Source organism: Janthinobacterium violaceinigrum, assembly GCF_009208555.1.
Classification (GTDB): Bacteria; Pseudomonadota; Gammaproteobacteria; order Burkholderiales; family Burkholderiaceae_D; genus Janthinobacterium; species Janthinobacterium violaceinigrum.
In genome coordinates, this window is record NZ_WFLI01000026.1 from 22,238 (window position 1) to 39,242 (window position 17,005).

13 protein-coding genes and 2 tRNA genes are annotated in these 17,005 nt (G+C 64.7%); 11 read left to right on the plus strand and 4 right to left on the minus strand.

Going from position 1 to position 17,005, the window contains the following annotated elements:
• Window positions 1-113 precede the first annotated feature (113 nt).
• Window positions 114-189: transfer RNA gene (locus GCN75_RS19965), tRNA-Phe, on the plus strand.
• A gap of 141 nt (window positions 190-330) precedes the next feature.
• On the opposite strand, the gene GCN75_RS19970 is transcribed toward GCN75_RS19965, so the two are convergent.
• Entirely contained in the window at window positions 331-870 is a 540-nt protein-coding gene (locus GCN75_RS19970) for a DUF2058 domain-containing protein (protein ID WP_034753528.1), read from the minus strand.
• Window positions 871-1,135: 265 nt separating this feature from the next.
• Here GCN75_RS19970 and GCN75_RS19975 point away from each other — a divergent pair, with 265 nt between their 5' ends.
• The 3 genes from GCN75_RS19975 to GCN75_RS19985 all read left to right on the plus strand — a co-directional run bounded on the left by GCN75_RS19975 (window position 1,136) and on the right by GCN75_RS19985 (window position 6,409).
• The gene (locus GCN75_RS19975; RefSeq protein WP_152283969.1) at window positions 1,136-1,441 is read left to right on the plus strand and encodes a PsiF family protein; all 306 of its coding nucleotides are present in this window, start codon (window positions 1,136-1,138) and stop codon (window positions 1,439-1,441) included.
• 179 nt (window positions 1,442-1,620) lie between these two features.
• Window positions 1,621-3,915 carry a putative bifunctional diguanylate cyclase/phosphodiesterase gene (locus tag GCN75_RS19980; protein ID WP_152283970.1) on the plus strand — a complete coding sequence of 765 codons (2,295 nt, stop codon included), beginning with the start codon at window positions 1,621-1,623 and terminating at the stop codon, window positions 3,913-3,915.
• A 91-nt stretch (window positions 3,916-4,006) separates the two neighbouring features.
• Window positions 4,007-6,409, plus strand: coding sequence for a S9 family peptidase (locus GCN75_RS19985; RefSeq protein ID WP_226941481.1), 2,403 nt, complete (start codon window positions 4,007-4,009; stop codon window positions 6,407-6,409).
• A gap of 90 nt (window positions 6,410-6,499) precedes the next feature.
• Here GCN75_RS19985 and GCN75_RS19990 read toward each other — a convergent pair whose 3' ends face one another.
• Window positions 6,500-7,495: a cytochrome-c peroxidase gene (locus GCN75_RS19990; RefSeq protein WP_152283971.1), complete on the minus strand. Its 996-nt coding sequence runs from the start codon at window positions 7,493-7,495 to the stop codon at window positions 6,500-6,502.
• A 208-nt stretch (window positions 7,496-7,703) separates the two neighbouring features.
• Between GCN75_RS19990 and GCN75_RS19995 the strand changes: the two genes are divergently transcribed.
• Window positions 7,704-8,141, plus strand: a complete 438-nt coding sequence (locus tag GCN75_RS19995) for a hypothetical protein (RefSeq protein WP_152283972.1) — start codon at window positions 7,704-7,706, stop codon at window positions 8,139-8,141.
• A 46-nt stretch (window positions 8,142-8,187) separates the two neighbouring features.
• On the opposite strand, the gene GCN75_RS20000 is transcribed toward GCN75_RS19995, so the two are convergent.
• On the minus strand, window positions 8,188-8,958 hold the full coding sequence (locus tag GCN75_RS20000; RefSeq protein ID WP_152283973.1) for a hypothetical protein: 771 nt from the start codon (window positions 8,956-8,958) through the stop codon (window positions 8,188-8,190).
• Between the two features lie 117 nt (window positions 8,959-9,075).
• On the opposite strand from GCN75_RS20000, the gene GCN75_RS20005 reads away from it, so the two are divergent.
• The 4 genes from GCN75_RS20005 (at window position 9,076) to GCN75_RS20020 (ending at window position 13,344) form a co-directional block, all read left to right on the plus strand.
• Window positions 9,076-9,151 (plus strand) — tRNA-Phe (locus GCN75_RS20005).
• 232 nt (window positions 9,152-9,383) lie between these two features.
• Window positions 9,384-10,427, plus strand: coding sequence for a serine hydrolase domain-containing protein (locus tag GCN75_RS20010; RefSeq protein ID WP_226941482.1), 1,044 nt, complete (start codon window positions 9,384-9,386; stop codon window positions 10,425-10,427).
• A 212-nt stretch (window positions 10,428-10,639) separates the two neighbouring features.
• Window positions 10,640-13,021, plus strand: a complete 2,382-nt coding sequence (locus tag GCN75_RS20015; RefSeq protein ID WP_152283974.1) for an acyl-CoA dehydrogenase — start codon at window positions 10,640-10,642, stop codon at window positions 13,019-13,021.
• A 71-nt stretch (window positions 13,022-13,092) separates the two neighbouring features.
• The gene (locus GCN75_RS20020; RefSeq protein ID WP_152283975.1) at window positions 13,093-13,344 is read left to right on the plus strand and encodes a DUF1059 domain-containing protein; all 252 of its coding nucleotides are present in this window, start codon (window positions 13,093-13,095) and stop codon (window positions 13,342-13,344) included.
• A gap of 28 nt (window positions 13,345-13,372) precedes the next feature.
• Here the strand turns inward: GCN75_RS20020 and GCN75_RS20025 are convergent, their stop codons facing one another.
• The gene (locus GCN75_RS20025; protein WP_152284016.1) at window positions 13,373-14,566 is read right to left on the minus strand and encodes a TCR/Tet family MFS transporter; all 1,194 of its coding nucleotides are present in this window, start codon (window positions 14,564-14,566) and stop codon (window positions 13,373-13,375) included.
• 141 nt (window positions 14,567-14,707) lie between these two features.
• Here GCN75_RS20025 and GCN75_RS20030 point away from each other — a divergent pair, with 141 nt between their 5' ends.
• Both GCN75_RS20030 and GCN75_RS20035 read left to right on the plus strand, forming a co-directional pair.
• Complete coding sequence (locus GCN75_RS20030) at window positions 14,708-15,346, plus strand: TetR/AcrR family transcriptional regulator (RefSeq protein ID WP_152283976.1); 639 nt, start codon at window positions 14,708-14,710, stop codon at window positions 15,344-15,346.
• Between the two features lie 221 nt (window positions 15,347-15,567).
• Window positions 15,568-16,956: an FAD-binding oxidoreductase gene (locus tag GCN75_RS20035; protein WP_152283977.1), complete on the plus strand. Its 1,389-nt coding sequence runs from the start codon at window positions 15,568-15,570 to the stop codon at window positions 16,954-16,956.
• Window positions 16,957-17,005 lie beyond the last annotated feature (49 nt).

Sequence of the window (17,005 nt, forward strand, 5' to 3'; positions counted from 1 at the left end):
ATCAAATCATATTTGAGCCACGAGCAAATAAGGCAACGAGCAGGCAGGAAATCGAGGGAAATTCGCGGCAGGCTCTTGCATTCCCGTTTTGGTCTGCTATAATTCGCCACCTTGGCCTGGTAGCTCAGTCGGTAGAGCAGAGGATTGAAAATCCTTGTGTCGGTGGTTCGATTCCGCCCCGGGCCACCAAGAATATGTTTTACGTTCAAAAACGCCACCTTCGGGTGGCGTTTTTGTTTGTGGCGCCGTTCGTGCGCCACGCAAAAACGGGCCGTTTCCGGCCCGCTCGCTACCATCATCCGGCGCACCTGGCGCCGGACCATCCCCCTCTTACCACATCAAATCATCGGGAATCTGGAACGCCGCGTATGGATCGTCCTCGTCCACTTCGGTGCTGGCCTGTTTGACGCGCACGACGATGGCGGGGTCGCGTTCGGCGATCTTGTCGGCGATGATGCGCGGCACCAGTTCCACGGCGCCGCCCAGGCAGACGATCACCAGGCGGCCCGCCACCAGGTGGGCTTGCACGGCGGCCGTCACGTAGATGCGCTCGATCTTGTTGTTGAACGTGAAGTTGTACGGCACGTCGCCGTTGTTACCCTTGCTCTGGCGGTTCTTTTGCACCATTTGCGCGATCTGCGCCACGATGGCTTTCTGGTTCGCGGCCGCGTCGCGCTGGGCGTTCAGTTCACGCGCCCGCTCGGCGTTCTTGCGCTGGGTCTCGAGCGCGGCCAGGCGCACCTCGTCGACACTTTGCGTGCCGCTCTTGCGCTCGTCCTTCTTTTGCTTGCTCTTGTCCTGGTTGGCCAGTTTGACCTTTTTCTTGTCGACCAGGCCGGCCTTTAAAAACTGCTCTTGCAACGAGACCATAACTACTCCGTATTGAGGGTGCGCCGGCCAAGGCAGCGGCATCGGCCGGTGGAAAGACGCTAGCATAGCAAAAAACAGGGCTGCTGCCGCCGCAGAATGCCTGCCCGGCCCCGCCGGTGGACGCCGTACGCGTGGCAGTAACAAAAAGACACACTCGATTGGAAATCTTGTTGATAAATGTCATATAGTTAGTTACGTTCTGCATATCGGCAATGCGTTGCCGATTGCATGTCCCTTCCATCGCCTGCGTCTACAAGGATTTGCCATGAAACAATTAATCGCCCTCTGCATCGCTGCCGCGTTTGCCAGCACCGCCTTTGCCGCCGCACCGGAAGCGGCCCCTGCCGCCAAGACGGCGCAACAGTCGAAAATGACCACCTGCAATGCCGACGCCGCCGGCAAGAAAGGCGATGAGCGCAAGTCGTTCATGAAAGAATGCCTGAGCGCCAAGCCGGCACCGGCCATGACGCAGCAAAACAAGATGAAAACCTGCAATGCCGACGCCAAGGACATGAAGGGCGATGCCCGCAAGGCCTTCATGAAGGAATGCCTGAGCGCACCGAAAAAATAAGCACCGCACGCACCGCCTGCAACGCCAGCCTTGAAGCTGGCGTTTTTTTTCGCCCATGGCAGGAAGCCAGGCCGGGCAATCATGCCGAATGATCAAGATGACATGTTGAACGATAGCGCGTAATATTTTTCCATACTGTTCAGCTCGGCAACACAGTTCCCTGGTGAAAGGACGGCAGCGTGGCGGCGTCGAACGATCTCGCGCACTGGCGCGGCCAGATTTTTGCGCGCCTGCTCCAGGCGGTGCTGGTGCTGGGCATTGTCACGGCCATTCCCAGCGCCCTGCTGGCCGCGCGCGAAGCTATCTGGTCCATAGTCATCCTCGACGTGCTGGCCATCGCCTGGGTCGCCGCCATCTGGTACTGGCGGACAGCGCCCTACCGCTGGCGGGTGGCGCAATTCCTGTTGATCGCCTACATCGTCGGCGTCGGCCTGCTGCTGAAAATCGGCCCCATCAGCCAGATCTACATGATGGTCATCCCCGTGCTGGCCGCATTGTTGCTGGGCATGCAACCGGCCCTGTGGGGCCTGGCGCTGACCTCGCTGACCCTGTTCGTGCTGGGCCTGCATCCGGACGTGGCCCTGCACATGCACGGCGTGCCCGACTCGCCCGTGCTGCGCGCGCTGATCATCGCCTTGAACTACCTGTTCATCGCGGCCGTGCTGACCCTGTCCTGCGCCTTCCTGCTGCGCCACCTGGAGCACGCACTGGACCGCCTGCAAGCCAGCGCACTGTCGCTGGAACACAGCAGCGTCGTCCTGTCGGCGCTCAATGCGGAGCTGCGCTTGACGGCCACGGCCGTCGCCCGCCTGAACGACATGGTGATGATCGCCGAAGTGGCCGCTGCGCCGCCCAGCCCCGGCGCGGTGCCGGCCACGCGCATCATCTTCGTCAACGACGCTTTCGAGCGCAGCAGCGGCTATGCGCGCGCCGAGGTGCTGGGCCGCAGCCTGCTGTTCCAGCAGGGCCCCGCCACCGATGCGGGCGAACTGGCGCGCATCGCCGCCGCCCTGGCCAGCGCCCAGCCGGCCCGGGCGGAACTGCTGAACTACAACAAGGCCGGCAAGGCCTACTGGGTAGAAGCGGAACTGGTGCCGTTTACGGATGCGGACGGCAGGCAGACGCACTGGGTAGCCGTCGAGCGCGAAATCGACGAGCGCAAGAAATCGGAGGCGGCCATCCACCGCCTGGCCTTCTATGACGTGCTGACGGGCTTGCCCAACCGGCGCCTGCTGATGGACCGCATCGCCCACCTGCTGGCCGCCGCCCCGCGCAACCGGCAGATCAGCGCGCTGATGTTCATCGACCTCGACCACTTCAAGCACATCAACGACGCGCGCGGCCACGCCACGGGCGACGCGCTGCTGCGCCTGGCAGGAGAACGGCTGGCACAGCTGATGCGCAAGGCCGACACGGTGGCGCGCCTGGGCGGCGACGAATTCGTCGTGCTGCTGGCGCACCTGGCCGAAGACCTGCACGGCGCCGCCCATGCGGCAGCCCAGGTGGCCGAAAAGATCCGCGCCGCCATCGCGCGCGACTTCGAGATCGGCGCGCAGTCGTATCATTGCAGCGCCAGCATCGGCGTGACCCTGCTGCCGAAAGCGGGCCAGCAGGCGCACGACCTGCTGCGCGAGGCGGATATCGCCATGTACCGCGCCAAGGCGGAAGGACGCAACGGCATCGCCTTCTTTGAAGCGGCCATGCAGGCGGGCGTGGAGCGCCGCCTGACCCTGGAACGGGCGCTGGCGCGCGCCCTCGACACGGGCGAATTGCGCATGCACGTGCAGCCACAGGTCGACCGCCACGGCCGGGTGTCGGGCGCCGAAATGCTGATGCGCTGGCCGCAGGCAGACGGCACGCAGATCGCACCGGGCGTGTTCATTCCCATCGCCGAGGAATCGGGGCTGATCGTCAGGCTGGGCCACTGGGCCCTGCGCGAAGCGTGCCGCGCCGCCAGCCTGCTGGCGCAGGCGGGCTCGCCCGTCGCCGTCTCGGCCAACGTCAGCCCGGCCCAGTTCCGCCAGCCCGATTTCGCCGCCCGCGTGCAAGCGGCGCTGGCCGAGTACGGCACGCCGGCCGGCGCCCTGATCCTGGAACTGACGGAAGGCTTGCTGATCGACCAGCGCGACGCCTCGCTGGCGCGCATGCGCGACCTGGCGGCCCTGGGCATCCGCTTTTCCATCGACGATTTCGGCACCGGCTATTCCAGCCTCGCCTACCTGACCTCAATGCCGCTGTACGAACTGAAGATCGACAAGCGCTTCATCGACGACACGCCGCGCGACACGGCCATCGTGCAAGCAATACTGGCCATGGCGCGCCACCTGGGCTTGCGCGTGGTGGCCGAAGGCGTGGAAACGCAGGAGCAGGCCGACTTCCTGATCGCCCACGATTGCGACGGCTTGCAGGGCTATCTGTATGCGCGGCCCATGCCCCTGCCCGACTTCATGGCCTGGCTGGCCGGCCGGCATTAGCTTTACGGCATTTCCCCCACGAAACTCCTCCGCTAGAATACCGGCCTTGTCGCCCTGCACCTTCACCGCCTTTCCTGTAAAGTGATCTCCGATGCGTCTGGTTCTTCCCCTGTTGGCCCGTCCCCTTCTGCTCACCCTGTTGGCCGCCGCCCTGCCCGCCGCCCATGCGGCCCCTTCCACCACCGCGCCCACGCCCATCACCCTGGACCAGGCCATGGCCGATCCCGACTGGATCGGCACGCCCGTCGAAGCGGCATGGTGGGGCTGGAATGGCCAGCTGTATTACAAGCAGAAGCGCCTCGGTTCGCCCCTGCGCGACACGTTCCAGGTCGCCGGCGCGAACGCCAGACTCAATAGCGGCAAGAAAATCGACGACGCGCAACTGGCCAACCTCGATGGCCAGCAAATGGTCGTCAACCGGACCGGCACGCGCGCCATCCTGCTGCGCAACGGCGACTTGTTCGAGCGCGACCTGAAAAGCGGCGCCCTGACGCAGATCACGCGCGGCGTCTCCGCCATCAGCGACCCGCAATACTCGAGCGACGGCGGCGCCGTGCAATACCGCAGCGGCACCGACTGGTTCAGCTGGAACCGGCTTGACCGCCTGAGCGCCCCCGTCGCCCTGCTGCGCGCGGCCAAGGACCCGGACGCCAAGCCGGAAGCGGATGCCCTGCGCGAACTGCAACTGCGCCTGATCGTCAACCTGGCGCGCCAGAAGGAAGACCGCGACACGAGCCGCGAGCGCCGCCACGAAGAGCGCCGCCTGGACAGCACGCGCGCGCCGGAGCCGATCTACCTGGGCGAGAAAGTCACCATTTCCGGCAGCGCCCTGTCGCCGGACGGCCGCTGGCTGCTGTTCGTCACGCAAGACAAGGCAGCCGAGAAGGGCAAGCTGGGCAAGCTGGCCCGCTACATCACGGAAACGGGCTACCCGGAAGCGGACGACGAGCGCACGCGCGTGGGCCGCAACATGCCCATCGCGCAAAGCCTGAAGCTGGCCGACCTGCGCACGGGCCAGGTGCGCGAGATCGCTGTCGACAATCTGCCCGGCATCGCCACCGACCCGCTGGCCTCGCTGCGTGCCGAACAGAAGCTGCCGCCGCTGAAAGGCAACCGTCCCGTGCGCGTCGACGCCCAGCGCGACGGCATCGCCTGGACCGACGACGGTTCCAAGGTGGCCGTGCGCATCCGCGCCATCGACAACAAGGACCGCTGGATCGCCAATGTCGACCTGGCCAATGGCGCCCTCGTGCCCGTGCACCGCGTCAGCGACACGGCCTGGGTCAACCGCCGCGCCGACGAATTCGGCTGGCTGCCCGACAACGCCACCCTGTGGTATCTGTCCGAGGAAAGCGGCTACGCCCACCTGTACGCGAAGACGGGCGCGGCCCCCGCGCGCGCTTTGACCAGCGGCAAGTGGGAAGTGAGCAATGTGGAATGGAGCCGCGACGGCAAGCATGCTTACTTCATGTGCAACCCGCAGGCGCCGGGCACGTATGAAGTGTGCGCCAGCACGGCCAAGGACGGCGGCGCGCGCGAAATCACGCAGCTGAAAGGCGTGGAAAACTTCGGCCTGTCGCCCGACGGCGGCAAGCTGCTGCTGCGCTATTCGACCAGCTATATGCCGGCCCAGCTGGCCACGGTGGCCGTCTCGGGCGGCAAGGCCAATCTCCTCACCGATACGCGCAGCGAAGCCTTCAAGGCCCGCAACTGGGTCATGCCGGAACTGGTGCAAGTGCCGTCCACGCATGGCGCGGCGCCCATCTGGGCCAAGCTGTACCGTCCAGCCCAGCTGGAAGCAGGCAAGAAATATCCCATCGTCATGTTCGCCCACGGCGCCGGCTACCTGCAGAACGTGACCGAACGCTACCCCGTGTATTTCCGCGAGCAGATGTTCCACAACCTGCTGGTGGAGCAAGGCTACATCGTGCTCGACGTCGACTACCGCGCCTCGCTCGGGTACGGCAGCGCCTGGCGCACGGCCATCTACCGCCAGATGGGCCACCCGGAACTGGAAGATTTCATCGACGGCGCCAATTGGCTGGCACAGCAGCACCAGGGCGACATCCAGAACGTGGGCATCTATGGCGGCAGCTACGGCGGCTTCATGAGCCTGATGGCCCTGATGCGCGCGCCGGACGTCTTCAAGTCGGGCGCCGCGCTGCGTCCCGTGACGGACTGGACGACGTATAACCACGAGTACACGGCCAACATCCTGAACACGCCGGACGTCGATCCGCAAGCGTATCGAGTCTCGTCGCCGATCGAATACGCGGACAAGCTGACGGGCAACCTGCTGATCGCCCACGGCATGATCGACGACAACGTGTTTTACCAGGATTCCGTGCGCCTGTCGCAGCGCCTGATCGAGCTGAAAAAGGATAACTGGGAAATGGCCAGCTATCCGATGGAGCGCCACGGCTTCGTGCAGCCGGAAGCGTGGTATGACGAGTACCGGCGGATTTACCAATTATTCCAGCGCACGCTGAAGTAAAAACTGGGGTCAGACCCCCGCCTGCGCTAGCGTCAAGCTTTGCGTTAACTGTGTTGGGGGTCTGACCCCAAACAACCGCCAGGCAATCACTCAGTCAAACGGCAGGGGCCGCGGCGTCGAATCCGACGATGGCGGCAGGACCGGCAGCACGATGTGCGGCTGCTTGCCCGTCAAGGTCTTCAGGAAGGCCACCAGCTTGGCGTTCTCGTCCGGCGTAAAGGTGCGGCCCAGCTGCAGCCGGCCCATCACGTCGACGGCTTGCGTCAGGGTGGCCGCCTCGCCATCGTGGAAGTAGGGATACGTCAATTCCACGTTGCGCAGGGTGGGTACCTTGAAGTTGAAACGGTCCCCATCCTTGCCCGTCACGGCCGAACGTCCCTCCGCCGTCATCGCCGTCTTGTACGGCTCGACGACACCCATTTTCTGGAAGGTGTTGCCGCCCACGGCGGGGCCGTTGTGACAGGCGATGCAGCCGCTCGATTTAAATAACTGGTAGCCGGCCAGCTCGTCTTTCGTCAGCGCGCTTTTCTTGCCCGACAGCCATTGGTCAAAGCGGGAGCCGGGCGTCACCAACACTTCCTCGAAGGCGGCGATGGCGCGCGTGACTTGCTCGATGGTCAGCTTGTCCTGGCCAAACACCTGTCTGAATTCCGCGCGGTAGGCGGGAATCGAGGCCAGCACGTCGATGGCCAGCTCGTGCGTGAACGCCATTTCGCCGGGATTGGCGATGGGGCCGCCCGCCTGCTCCTGCAAGTCCTTGGCGCGGCCATCCCAGAATTGCGCCACGTTCATGCTGGAATTGAGCACCGTGGGCGAATTGATAGGGCCGCGCTGCCAGTTGTGGCCGATCGAGGTCTTGATGTTATCGGTGCCGCCCATGCTCAGGTTATGGCAGCTATTGCAGGAAATAAAGCCGGAACGCGACAGGCGCGGGTCGAAAAACAGTTTTTTGCCCAGCTCGACCATCGCCGGATTGGCCACCTTGGCGGCCGTGATCGGCTGGATCGGTTCCCTTTCGGCGGCGTGCAGCACGTTGCCGAAAGTCAGGCTGGCGAGGAAGAGGAAGGGGGATAAGGTGCGGCGCATGGTCTAACTCCTGGAAACATTCCCGAATCGGCGGCACGCGCCGGCGGGGGAATGCAGCACGCCGGCCCGGTTGCCACCCGTACATCGCAGATTGGATGTTGATTTATATTAACTTTGACGAGTTGATAATGAAAATGACCGGGATCAAGGATAGGCCAACCGACGAATCGTGCTTGCCATTTGGGCAAGCGTGGCACATGATGAGGGCATGCACACGCCAACCTCCCCCACCCTGTTACCGCTGCTGCGCGCCGCCTGCGCCGCCATCGTGCTACTGGCCACCAGTGCCTGCGGCAGCCCTCCCGCACAAGATGCGGCGCCCGCCCCCGGCAATGCCGGCTTGCTGGCGCAAATCCAGGCGGAAGCGGGCAACGCTGCCTGCGATTCCACCCAGCAATGCCAGACCATCGCCATCGGCGCCAAGGCCTGCGGCGGGCCCGAGCGCTACCTGGCCTGGTCCAGCAAGGAAAATGACGGCAAGAAACTCAAGGCCTTGGTCCAGGCGCACGCCGAGGCGAGCCGCAAGCAGCAGCAAGCGGATGGCATGATGTCCACCTGCTCCATCGTCACGGACCCGGGCGCCACGTGCCAGGCGGGACGCTGCGTGCTGCAAAAGAGCGGCCTGGGCGGCAGCTCGGCCATGTAAAAAAAGCCGCTGGTTCAGCGGCTTGTGAGGTGCTGTAACGGTTCAGTCAAGACTGCAATTGCAAGGTCTTCACGATCTTGCTTTCCACTTTCTCGCCCGCGCCCGAAGTGGTGTTCCGGCTCTCCTTGCGCAACAACAATAAACGGTCGCCTTGCACGCCATATTGGCGCGTCTCGTCCGTCTTTTGCGTAAAGCTGACGACGACAAAGGCGCGCCCGCTGACGTCGATATGGAACTGGCTGGCCAGCGGCGTGCCGTCGGCGGCGATCCACACCTCGATGCCGCCGTCGAACTTCTTCACATATTTGCGGTCCTTTTCCGGCACCTTGTCGAGCGACAAGGTGAAGCTGAGCAGGCGCGCCGGCTTGCCCTTGTAGCTGTCGGCCTTCTCGCTGCTGAACACGGCTTCATCGATTTCGCGCGACAGGGCGCCCGCCGCCGACACCATGGCCCGCAACTCCGTCGCCTTCATTTCTCCCAGCGCAAAGCCGATTGGCGTCTTGACCTTCGGGTCTTTCACCTTGGCGCGCTGCTCGGCTTCCACTTTTGCCAGCAAATCCTTGCCGTAGAGCACTTGCAAACCCGCCGGCCCGCTCTCGACAGCCACCGTGGCCTGGCCGCTATCCTCTTCCGCCTCCTTGCCCTCGCCCTCCTTGCGCCAGCTTTTCGATTCCACCTGGGCCTTGACGGGCGAGAGTCCCTGCAAGCGCGCCAGCGCCGCATTCAAATCGGCCAGGCCATCGGCCCGCGCCGTTCCGCACACCATACTGAACAAGCCGGCCACCGCCAGCCACTGCACGCCATCACGTCCTTGCATCGCCGTATCCCCATGTCGCATATGGATGCCAAAACACCATGTTTTGGCCATCTGTTGCATTTGAACACAGCTTCCTCTGGTCAGGTGGAATCTCTTTCTGCTATAATTCGCCGCCTTGGCCTGGTAGCTCAGTCGGTAGAGCAGAGGATTGAAAATCCTTGTGTCGGTGGTTCGATTCCGCCCCGGGCCACCAAGAATTAAAAAAAACGCCACCTTCGGGTGGCGTTTTTTTTGTCCGGCACCGCCGCAACACCCTACGCGCGACTTTTTTCTGCCGCCGCTGAATCCCTTGTGCGAAAATGCCCCATCCCCCCTGGATGGTGCGCATGATGACAAAACTCGCCGCAATCATAACTGGAATGACACTGCTGCTGGCTGCTTGCAAGCCCGCAGCCACGGCACCTGCGCATGATATTCCTGCGGCAATGAGCGAGACCGCGACCACCCTGCTGCAGTCGAAACTGCTGCACGCGACTTCGATTGCCGTCGTTTACCGGGGCCAGGAATTCATTCTGCATCAAGGCGAGCTGGAGACCGGCAAAGCCAATCCGCCGAACGATGCGACGCTGTATGAAATCGGCTCAGTCAGCAAGACTTTTGCGGGCCTGCTGCTGGCGAACGCCGTGCTCGACGGGAAGGCGTCGCTCGACGATCCCATACAAAAGTACCTGCCGGCCGCCTACCCGAACCTGCAGTCGCAGGGGCAGCCCGTGCGCTTGCGCCACTTGATCACGCACACGAGCAATATGCCGGGCATGCTGCCACTGCAGGTGAACACCGTATTGAAGGATTTCACGGCGCACGCCACGCCGGCAAAGCTCAATGCCGCCTACGCCGGCTACGGACAACGGCAATTCTGGCAGGACTTGCACACAGTCAGCCTCAACGGTCCGCTGGGCAAGGACTACGCATATTCAAGCGCCGGTACCGAACTCGTTGCGCACGTTCTCGAAACCATCTACGGCATGCCCTATGAAGTCCTGCTCACGCAATTGCTCGCGCGCGAAGCCGGCATGCACGATACCAGGCTGAGCCTCGCAGCCAAGGATAGCGGCCGGCTGGCGCCCGGCTACCACAGCGACAATCCCGTCATCACGACACCGATGCCGCAACTGCCCTGGGGGGCGGCCGGCAACCTGAAGTCGACCATGCCGGACATGGCGAAATACCTGCGCCTGCAATTGAGCGCCCATCCCGCGGTCGCCGAATCGCACAAGCCGCTGGTACGCTTTCAGGACGACTTCAGCATAGGTTACTTCTGGAACATCGGCACGAACCGCCAGCTGGGCACGCATTATGTACACCATGGCGGCGTGCCGCGTGCGCAAGGCTACGCCTATATCGTTCCCCAATATCAGCTCGGGGTCTACATCATCACCAACCAGAGCGGCGACGCTACCGCCGGCGCCATGGAAAGCGCGCTCGCGCCTATTTTCGATACCGTGGCCTCCATGGAAAGCGCGCAGTAAGCCGGTCCTTGTTGGACAAGTCCTTGCGCCGGCAGTTCAATTGCGCCCCGGGCCAGCAAGCATTCGGCAAGCCATGAAAAAAAAAGCCAACCTTGGCCTGGCTTTTTTCCTCGGTACTGTCACGCTGGCGGGCTTCGTCCGTATGCGCTGTACCGCACAGTAACGTTCGCCAGATCGGCCTACCCTGTAGCTATTAAACAGGGAGATATCGCATGCTCAAGATTGCTCTGCTGGTGGCCCTGCTGGGCCTGGCTTTACTGTTCGCCGTCGCCCCCGTGCGCCGCGCCCTGATTACGCCGCACCTGCTCGCGCTGTTCAAGCGCATCCTGCCCACCATGTCCGGCACGGAGCGCGACGCCCTCGAGGCGGGCACCACGTGGTGGGATGCCCAGCTATTTTCCGGCCGGCCCGACTGGCCCAGGCTGCTGGCCTATGGACCGGCCGCGCTCAGCGCCGAGGAGCGCCACTTTCTCGAGCACGACGTCGAGCGGCTGTGCGAACTGGTCGACGACTGGGAAACCCAGCAGACACTCGACTTGCCGCCCCGGGCCTGGGACTACCTGAAGGCGCAAGGCTTCCTCGGCATGATCATCCCGAAACAATACGGCGGCAAGCAATTCTCCGCCTACATGCATTCGCAAGTGGTGATGAAGCTGTCGAGCCGCTGCTCGGCGCTGGCGGTGACCGTGATGGTGCCCAATTCGCTGGGGCCGGCCGAACTGCTGCTGCACTACGGCACCGAAGAACAGAAGGATTACTACCTGCCGCGCCTGGCCGCCGGCACGGAGATCCCCTGCTTTGCGCTCACCAGCCCGTATGCGGGTTCCGACGCGGCCGCCATTCCCGACCTGGGCGTGGCGTGCATGGGCATGCATGAGGGGAGACCAACCCTGGGTTTCCGCCTCACCTGGAACAAGCGCTACATCACCCTGGCGCCCGTGGCCACCTTGCTGGGCCTGGCATTCCAGACCAGCGATCCCGACCATTTGCTGTCCGACAACGATGCACCGGGCATCACGTGCGCACTGATTCCCGCCAGCCACGACGGCGTGGTGATCGGCCGGCGCCACCATCCGCTCAATGCCGCCTTCCAGAACGGGCCCACGTCGGGCCACGACGTCTTCATTCCCATCGACTGGGTCATCGGCGGCCAGGCGCAAGTGGGAAAAGGTTGGCGCATGCTGATGGAATGCCTGGCGGCCGGGCGCGCCATTTCGCTGCCCTCGTCCAGCGTGGGCATGGGCAAGATGGCCGTGCGCGGCACCGGCGCGTATGCGGCCGTGCGGCGCCAGTTCAACATGCCCATCGGCAAGTTCGAAGGAGTGCAGGAAGCGCTGGCCCGCATGGGCGCCAACCTGTACCTGATGGACGCGGCGCGCACCCTGGCCGCGCACGCCGTCGACCTGGGCGAAAAACCGGCCGTCATTTCCGCCATCGTCAAATACCACGTCACGGAACGGGGACGCGCGCTCGTCAATGACGGCATGGATATCCTGGGCGGCAAGGGCATCTGCATCGGCCCCGGCAATTTCCTGGCCAGCGCCTACCAGCAGATCCCCATCGCCATCACGGTGGAAGGGGCCAACATCCTCACGCGCAGCCTGATCATCTTCGGCCAGGGCGCCATCCGCGCACACCCGTACGTGCTCAAGGAAATGGCCGCCGTCAGCGAAAGCGACGGCCGCAAGGCCCTGCGCGATTTCGATGCGGCTTTCTTTGGCCACGTGGGCTTTGTGCTGGGCAACCTGGCCAGAGGGCTGTGGTACGGACTGGGCGGCGCGCGCCTGGCGGCCGTGCCCGGCGCCGGCGCGCCCGCGATGGCTCCCTACTACCGCGCCCTGACGCGGCTGTCGACGGCCTTTGCCGTCATGACGGATATGTCGATGTTCGTGCTCGGTGGCGAACTCAAGCGACGCGAACGGCTGTCCGCCCGGCTGGGCGATGTGCTGGCGCAACTGTACCTGGCGTCGTCCGTGCTCAAGCGCTACGAGGACGATGGGCGTCCGCCAGCCGACCTGCCCTATGTGCACTGGTCGCTGCAGGATGCGCTGCTCAAGGCGCAGCAAGGCTTGACGGGCGTGCTGGACAATTTCCCCGCGCGCGTGCTGGCGGTGCTGCTGCGCACGCTGCTGTTCCCCTTCGGCCTGCCCCATCGTCCGCCCTCGGACGAACTGGGCAGCGAGGTGGCGCTGGCCCTGCAAACACCGGGCGCCGACCGCGAGCGCCTGCTGGCCGACGGCCATGTCGCCAGCGAGGGCAGCCACGGCGGCGATCCGCTGGCCTGCGCCGAGCGGGCACTGGCCTTGCTGCCGGACGTGCTGCACATCGAAAAACGCCTGAAAGACACGCCCGAAGGGGCGGCTCTCAGGCACCTGCCGCAAAGCCTGCACGCCATGCAGCAGTGGCTGGCTTCGGCCAAGGCGACAAGCTCCGTCAGCTGCCAGGAACACAACACCTTGCTGGAATTTGCCCGCCTGGTCGATGGCCTGATCCAGGTCGATGATTTTCCCGCCGCTGCGGCGCCTCAGGCACAGGGCGGCAGCGCCGTGCAGCGCCTGGACGAGGAAGCGGCTGGCGAGAGCCGCGCGGCCTAGGCCTGGCGGGTTTGCGGCCTATACTGAATGGAGCGGGCACGGTGCCCGCGCCATGCAGAAAGGAGTCGATCATGACGCGCAAATTCATCGATTGCCGGGAATTTCCAAGCGACACGCATTGCTCGGTGGCCATCTCGGCCGACAGCGAGGAGGAACTGCTGGGCATAGCCGTGGAACACGCCGTCTCGGTACACCATCACCACGACACGCCGGAACTGCGCCAGCAACTGCGTCAATTGTTCAAGGACGGCATGCCGCCCGAACACGTGCCCATGACGGGACAGGCCGGCAGCAGCGCCAGCGGCGCCGCGCACACGCATTAGTACGCGCCGCCCGCGCGCAATGGCCCGCTCAGGACGCCAGCTTGCGGGCAGGCGCCCTGATGTCCAGGCCCAGCACGAGCGGCACCAGGGCGGCGTACATGACGAGCACCGACAGCCAGACGGCGCCGGGCCAGTGCGCTCTCACGCCAAAATAAATGCTGGAAAACACCAGCGGGCACAGCACGGATGCGAGGCTCACGGACGAAGCCAGCACGCCCTGGAACTGGCCTTGCCGGTCGTCCGCAACCTGGCGCGTGGCCAGCGACTGCAGGGCCGGTGCGCCGATGCCGCCCAAGGCGAACACGGGCATGATGGCGAAGATCATCCAGCTGCGCGTGGCAAAGGCCATGACGAGCAGCGCCACGCCCGCGCATACCACACCGCCCAGGATGGTGGCGCGCTCGCCCAGCAGTTTGACGGCCGGGCCGGGCAAGAAGGCCTGGGCCAGCGCCTGGCATACGCCAAAGGCGCCCAGCGACAGGCCGATCCACAAGCCATTCCACCCGAACGCGTCGCGCCCCCACAGCGCCCAGCACACGCCATACACTTCGCCTGCCGCGCTGAAGGTAAAGAAGATGAAGGCAATGGGCAGCAAGCGCTTTTGCGACCAGACCCAGCGCAGCGGCCGCAAGGGATTCAATGCCGCCAGGTCGATTTTCCCCTGTGTGGGCGGGCGGGATTCGGGCAGCATCAGCAACGCCAGCAGCAGGTTGCCGGCATTCAAGACTGCCGCCGCCATGAACGGCAGGCGCAGCCCGTAGTCGCCCAGCGCGCCGCCCAGCACGGGCCCGATGATGAAGCCTGCGCCGAACATGGCGTTGAGCAAGCCGAAGCGGCGCGCCCGCGTCGCCTCGGGAGAAATATCGGTGATGTAGGCCGTGGCCACGGAGACGTTGGCGCTCGTCACCCCCGCGATGGCGCGTCCCAGCAGCAGCATCCACAGGCTGGGCGCAAAGGCCAGGAACAGGTAATTGACGGCGGCGCCCGCCAGCGAGACCAGCAGCACGGGACGCCGGCCCAGGCGGTCGCTGAGCGCACCCAGCACGGGCGCAAACATGAACTGCATCAATGCGTACAAGGCCGTCAGGATGCCGATGTACGGCGCCACGCTGGCCGCATGCGTGACCTCCTGCAGCAGCGCGGGCAAGATGGGGAAGATCAGGCCGATGCCCACGGCATCGAGGACGACAGTGGCAAAGATGACAGGCAGCGCGCGCTGCATGACGGGCGACGGGCTGGCGGAAACGGATACTTTCATATACTCAATCTAAATATGCACTCAGTACATAAATAATACGCCCGGCATTCCTGCGCCGCCAAGCTTTATATATACCCAGTACACTTAGTGTATGATCGTGGCAACATGACGATTCCTGCCGACCTCCGCTCCCGCAAACGCCTTGCTACCCGGCAAGCCATCTCGAATGCCGCCACGCGCCTGTTCTTCGTGCGCGGCTTCGAGCAGGTGACGGTGGACGAGATCGCGGCGGCCGCCAGCGTGGGGCGCATGACGGTGTTCAACCACTTCCCCCGCAAGGAAGACATGTTCTTCGACCGCGAGGAAGAGGGGCGCGAACTGCTGCGCGCGGCGCTGCGCCAGCGCGATCCCGCCATCGCGCCCATCGAAACCCTGCGCCTGCTGGCGCACCGGCTGGTGGCCGAGGACAGCCCCTACGTCAGCTTTTCCGCTGCAGGCCAGGGCTTCATTGCCACCATCGAGGCCAGCGCTACCTTGAAAGCGCGGGCGCGGGCCATCCGCGACGAGCTGGCGCACGTGGTGGCGCAAGCGCTGACCGACGCCACGGGGCGCGATGCAAACGATCCCCTCGCCCACCTGGCGGCCAGCCTGCTGCTGGCCACCTGGAGCACCGCCCTCGTCGAAGCGCACCGTGCCTTCGCGCAACATGGCGACGCGCGGCTGGCCAAGGCCGGCTTCCTGTCCCTGGTAGACCGCGGGCACACGGGCCTGGACGCTGCCATGGCGGGCACGCCCTACGCCTGAAACGGCAGCCCCGTCGTTCAGGCGGCCCATCGTCTGTCGCAGCGCAAGCCCTCGTACTTCCTTGTTTCATTTGCCAGCACCTGGGCTTGCGTACCGTCTGGTGCCTTCCTATCATGAAACCACGCGCTGGCAAACGATGCATGCAGGCCGGCACGCGGGAACCGTCCTCCTGTTTCCCGTCACCATACCCATAACCGCATGCAGCTGCTGGGAGGTACACGATGAATACCTTGACGAACGGCCAGCTCAATGAGTTGCAAGCCTCATTGAGAGGGCAACTGTTACAAACGAACGACGCCGGCTACGACAGCGCGCGCGCCGTCTGGAATGCGATGATCGACCGGCATCCTGCCCTCATCGCGCGCTGCGCGGGCACGGCCGACGTGCGCGCGACGCTGGCGTATGCGCGCGACCGCGGCCTGCCCCTGGCCGTGCGCGGCGGCGGCCACAATATCGCCGGCAGCGCCCTGTGCGACGATGGACTGGTGATCGACCTGTCGGGCATGCGCTCGGTGCATATCGATCCGCAACAACGCCGCGCCCATGTCGAAGGCGGAGCCATCTTGCACGACTTCGATCACGAAGCGCAGGCATTCGGCCTGGCCACGCCGCTGGGCATCAATTCCACCACCGGCGTGGCAGGGCTGACCCTGGGCGGCGGTTTTGGCTGGCTCAGCCGTACGCTGGGCCTGGCGGCCGACAACCTGCTGGCGGCCGACGTCGTCACGGCCGACGGCCAATTCCTGCACGCAAGCGCGACGGAACATCCCGACCTGTTCTGGGCCTTGCGTGGCGGCGGCGGCAACTTCGGCGTGGTCACGCGCTTCGAATTCCAGCTGCATCCCGTGGGGCCGCAAGTGACGGCCGGCCTCATCGTGTTCCCCTACGCACAAGCCAAGGCGGTGCTGACGAAATACCGCGACTTCGTCGATGGCATGCCCGATGAATTGACCGTCTGGGCCGTCTTGCGCAAGGCGCCGCCGCTGCCCTTCCTGCCGCCGGAAGTGCACGGCCAGGACGTGCTGGTCCTGCCCGTCTTTTCGCCCGTGCAATCTGCCGCCATGCAGGAAGCGATCGAGCGCATCGGCAGCTTCGGCCAGCCGCTGGGCATGCACGTGGGCAGCATGCCGTACACGGCCTGGCAACAGGCCTTCGATGCCCTGCTCACGCCGGGCGCGCGCAATTACTGGAAATCGCACAACTTCACGCAGCTCAGCGACGCGGCCATCGATACCGTCATCCGCCATGCGGGCAAGCTGCCGACGCCGCAATGCGAAATCTTCCTCGGCCTGCTGGGCGCGCAGGCGAGCCGGCCGGCGCCGCAGGATACGGCTTATCCGCACCGCGACGCCCTGTACGTGATGAACGTGCACACGCGCTGGGACGAGCCGGCCGATGATGCACGCTGCATCGCCTGGGCACGCGACTTCTTCAACGACGCGGCGCCGTATGCGACGGGCAGCGTGTACGTCAATTTCCTGACCGACGATGAAGGCGGGCGCACGGTCGACGCGTATGGCGTGAACTATCCGCGCCTGGCGCGCATCAAGCAGCAATACGATCCCGCCAACCTGTTCCGCGCCAACCAGAACATCTGTCCGGCCGCCTAGGCTGCCACGGCGCAGCGCCTTGCAATCCCTTGATCCAGGGCAATGCAAT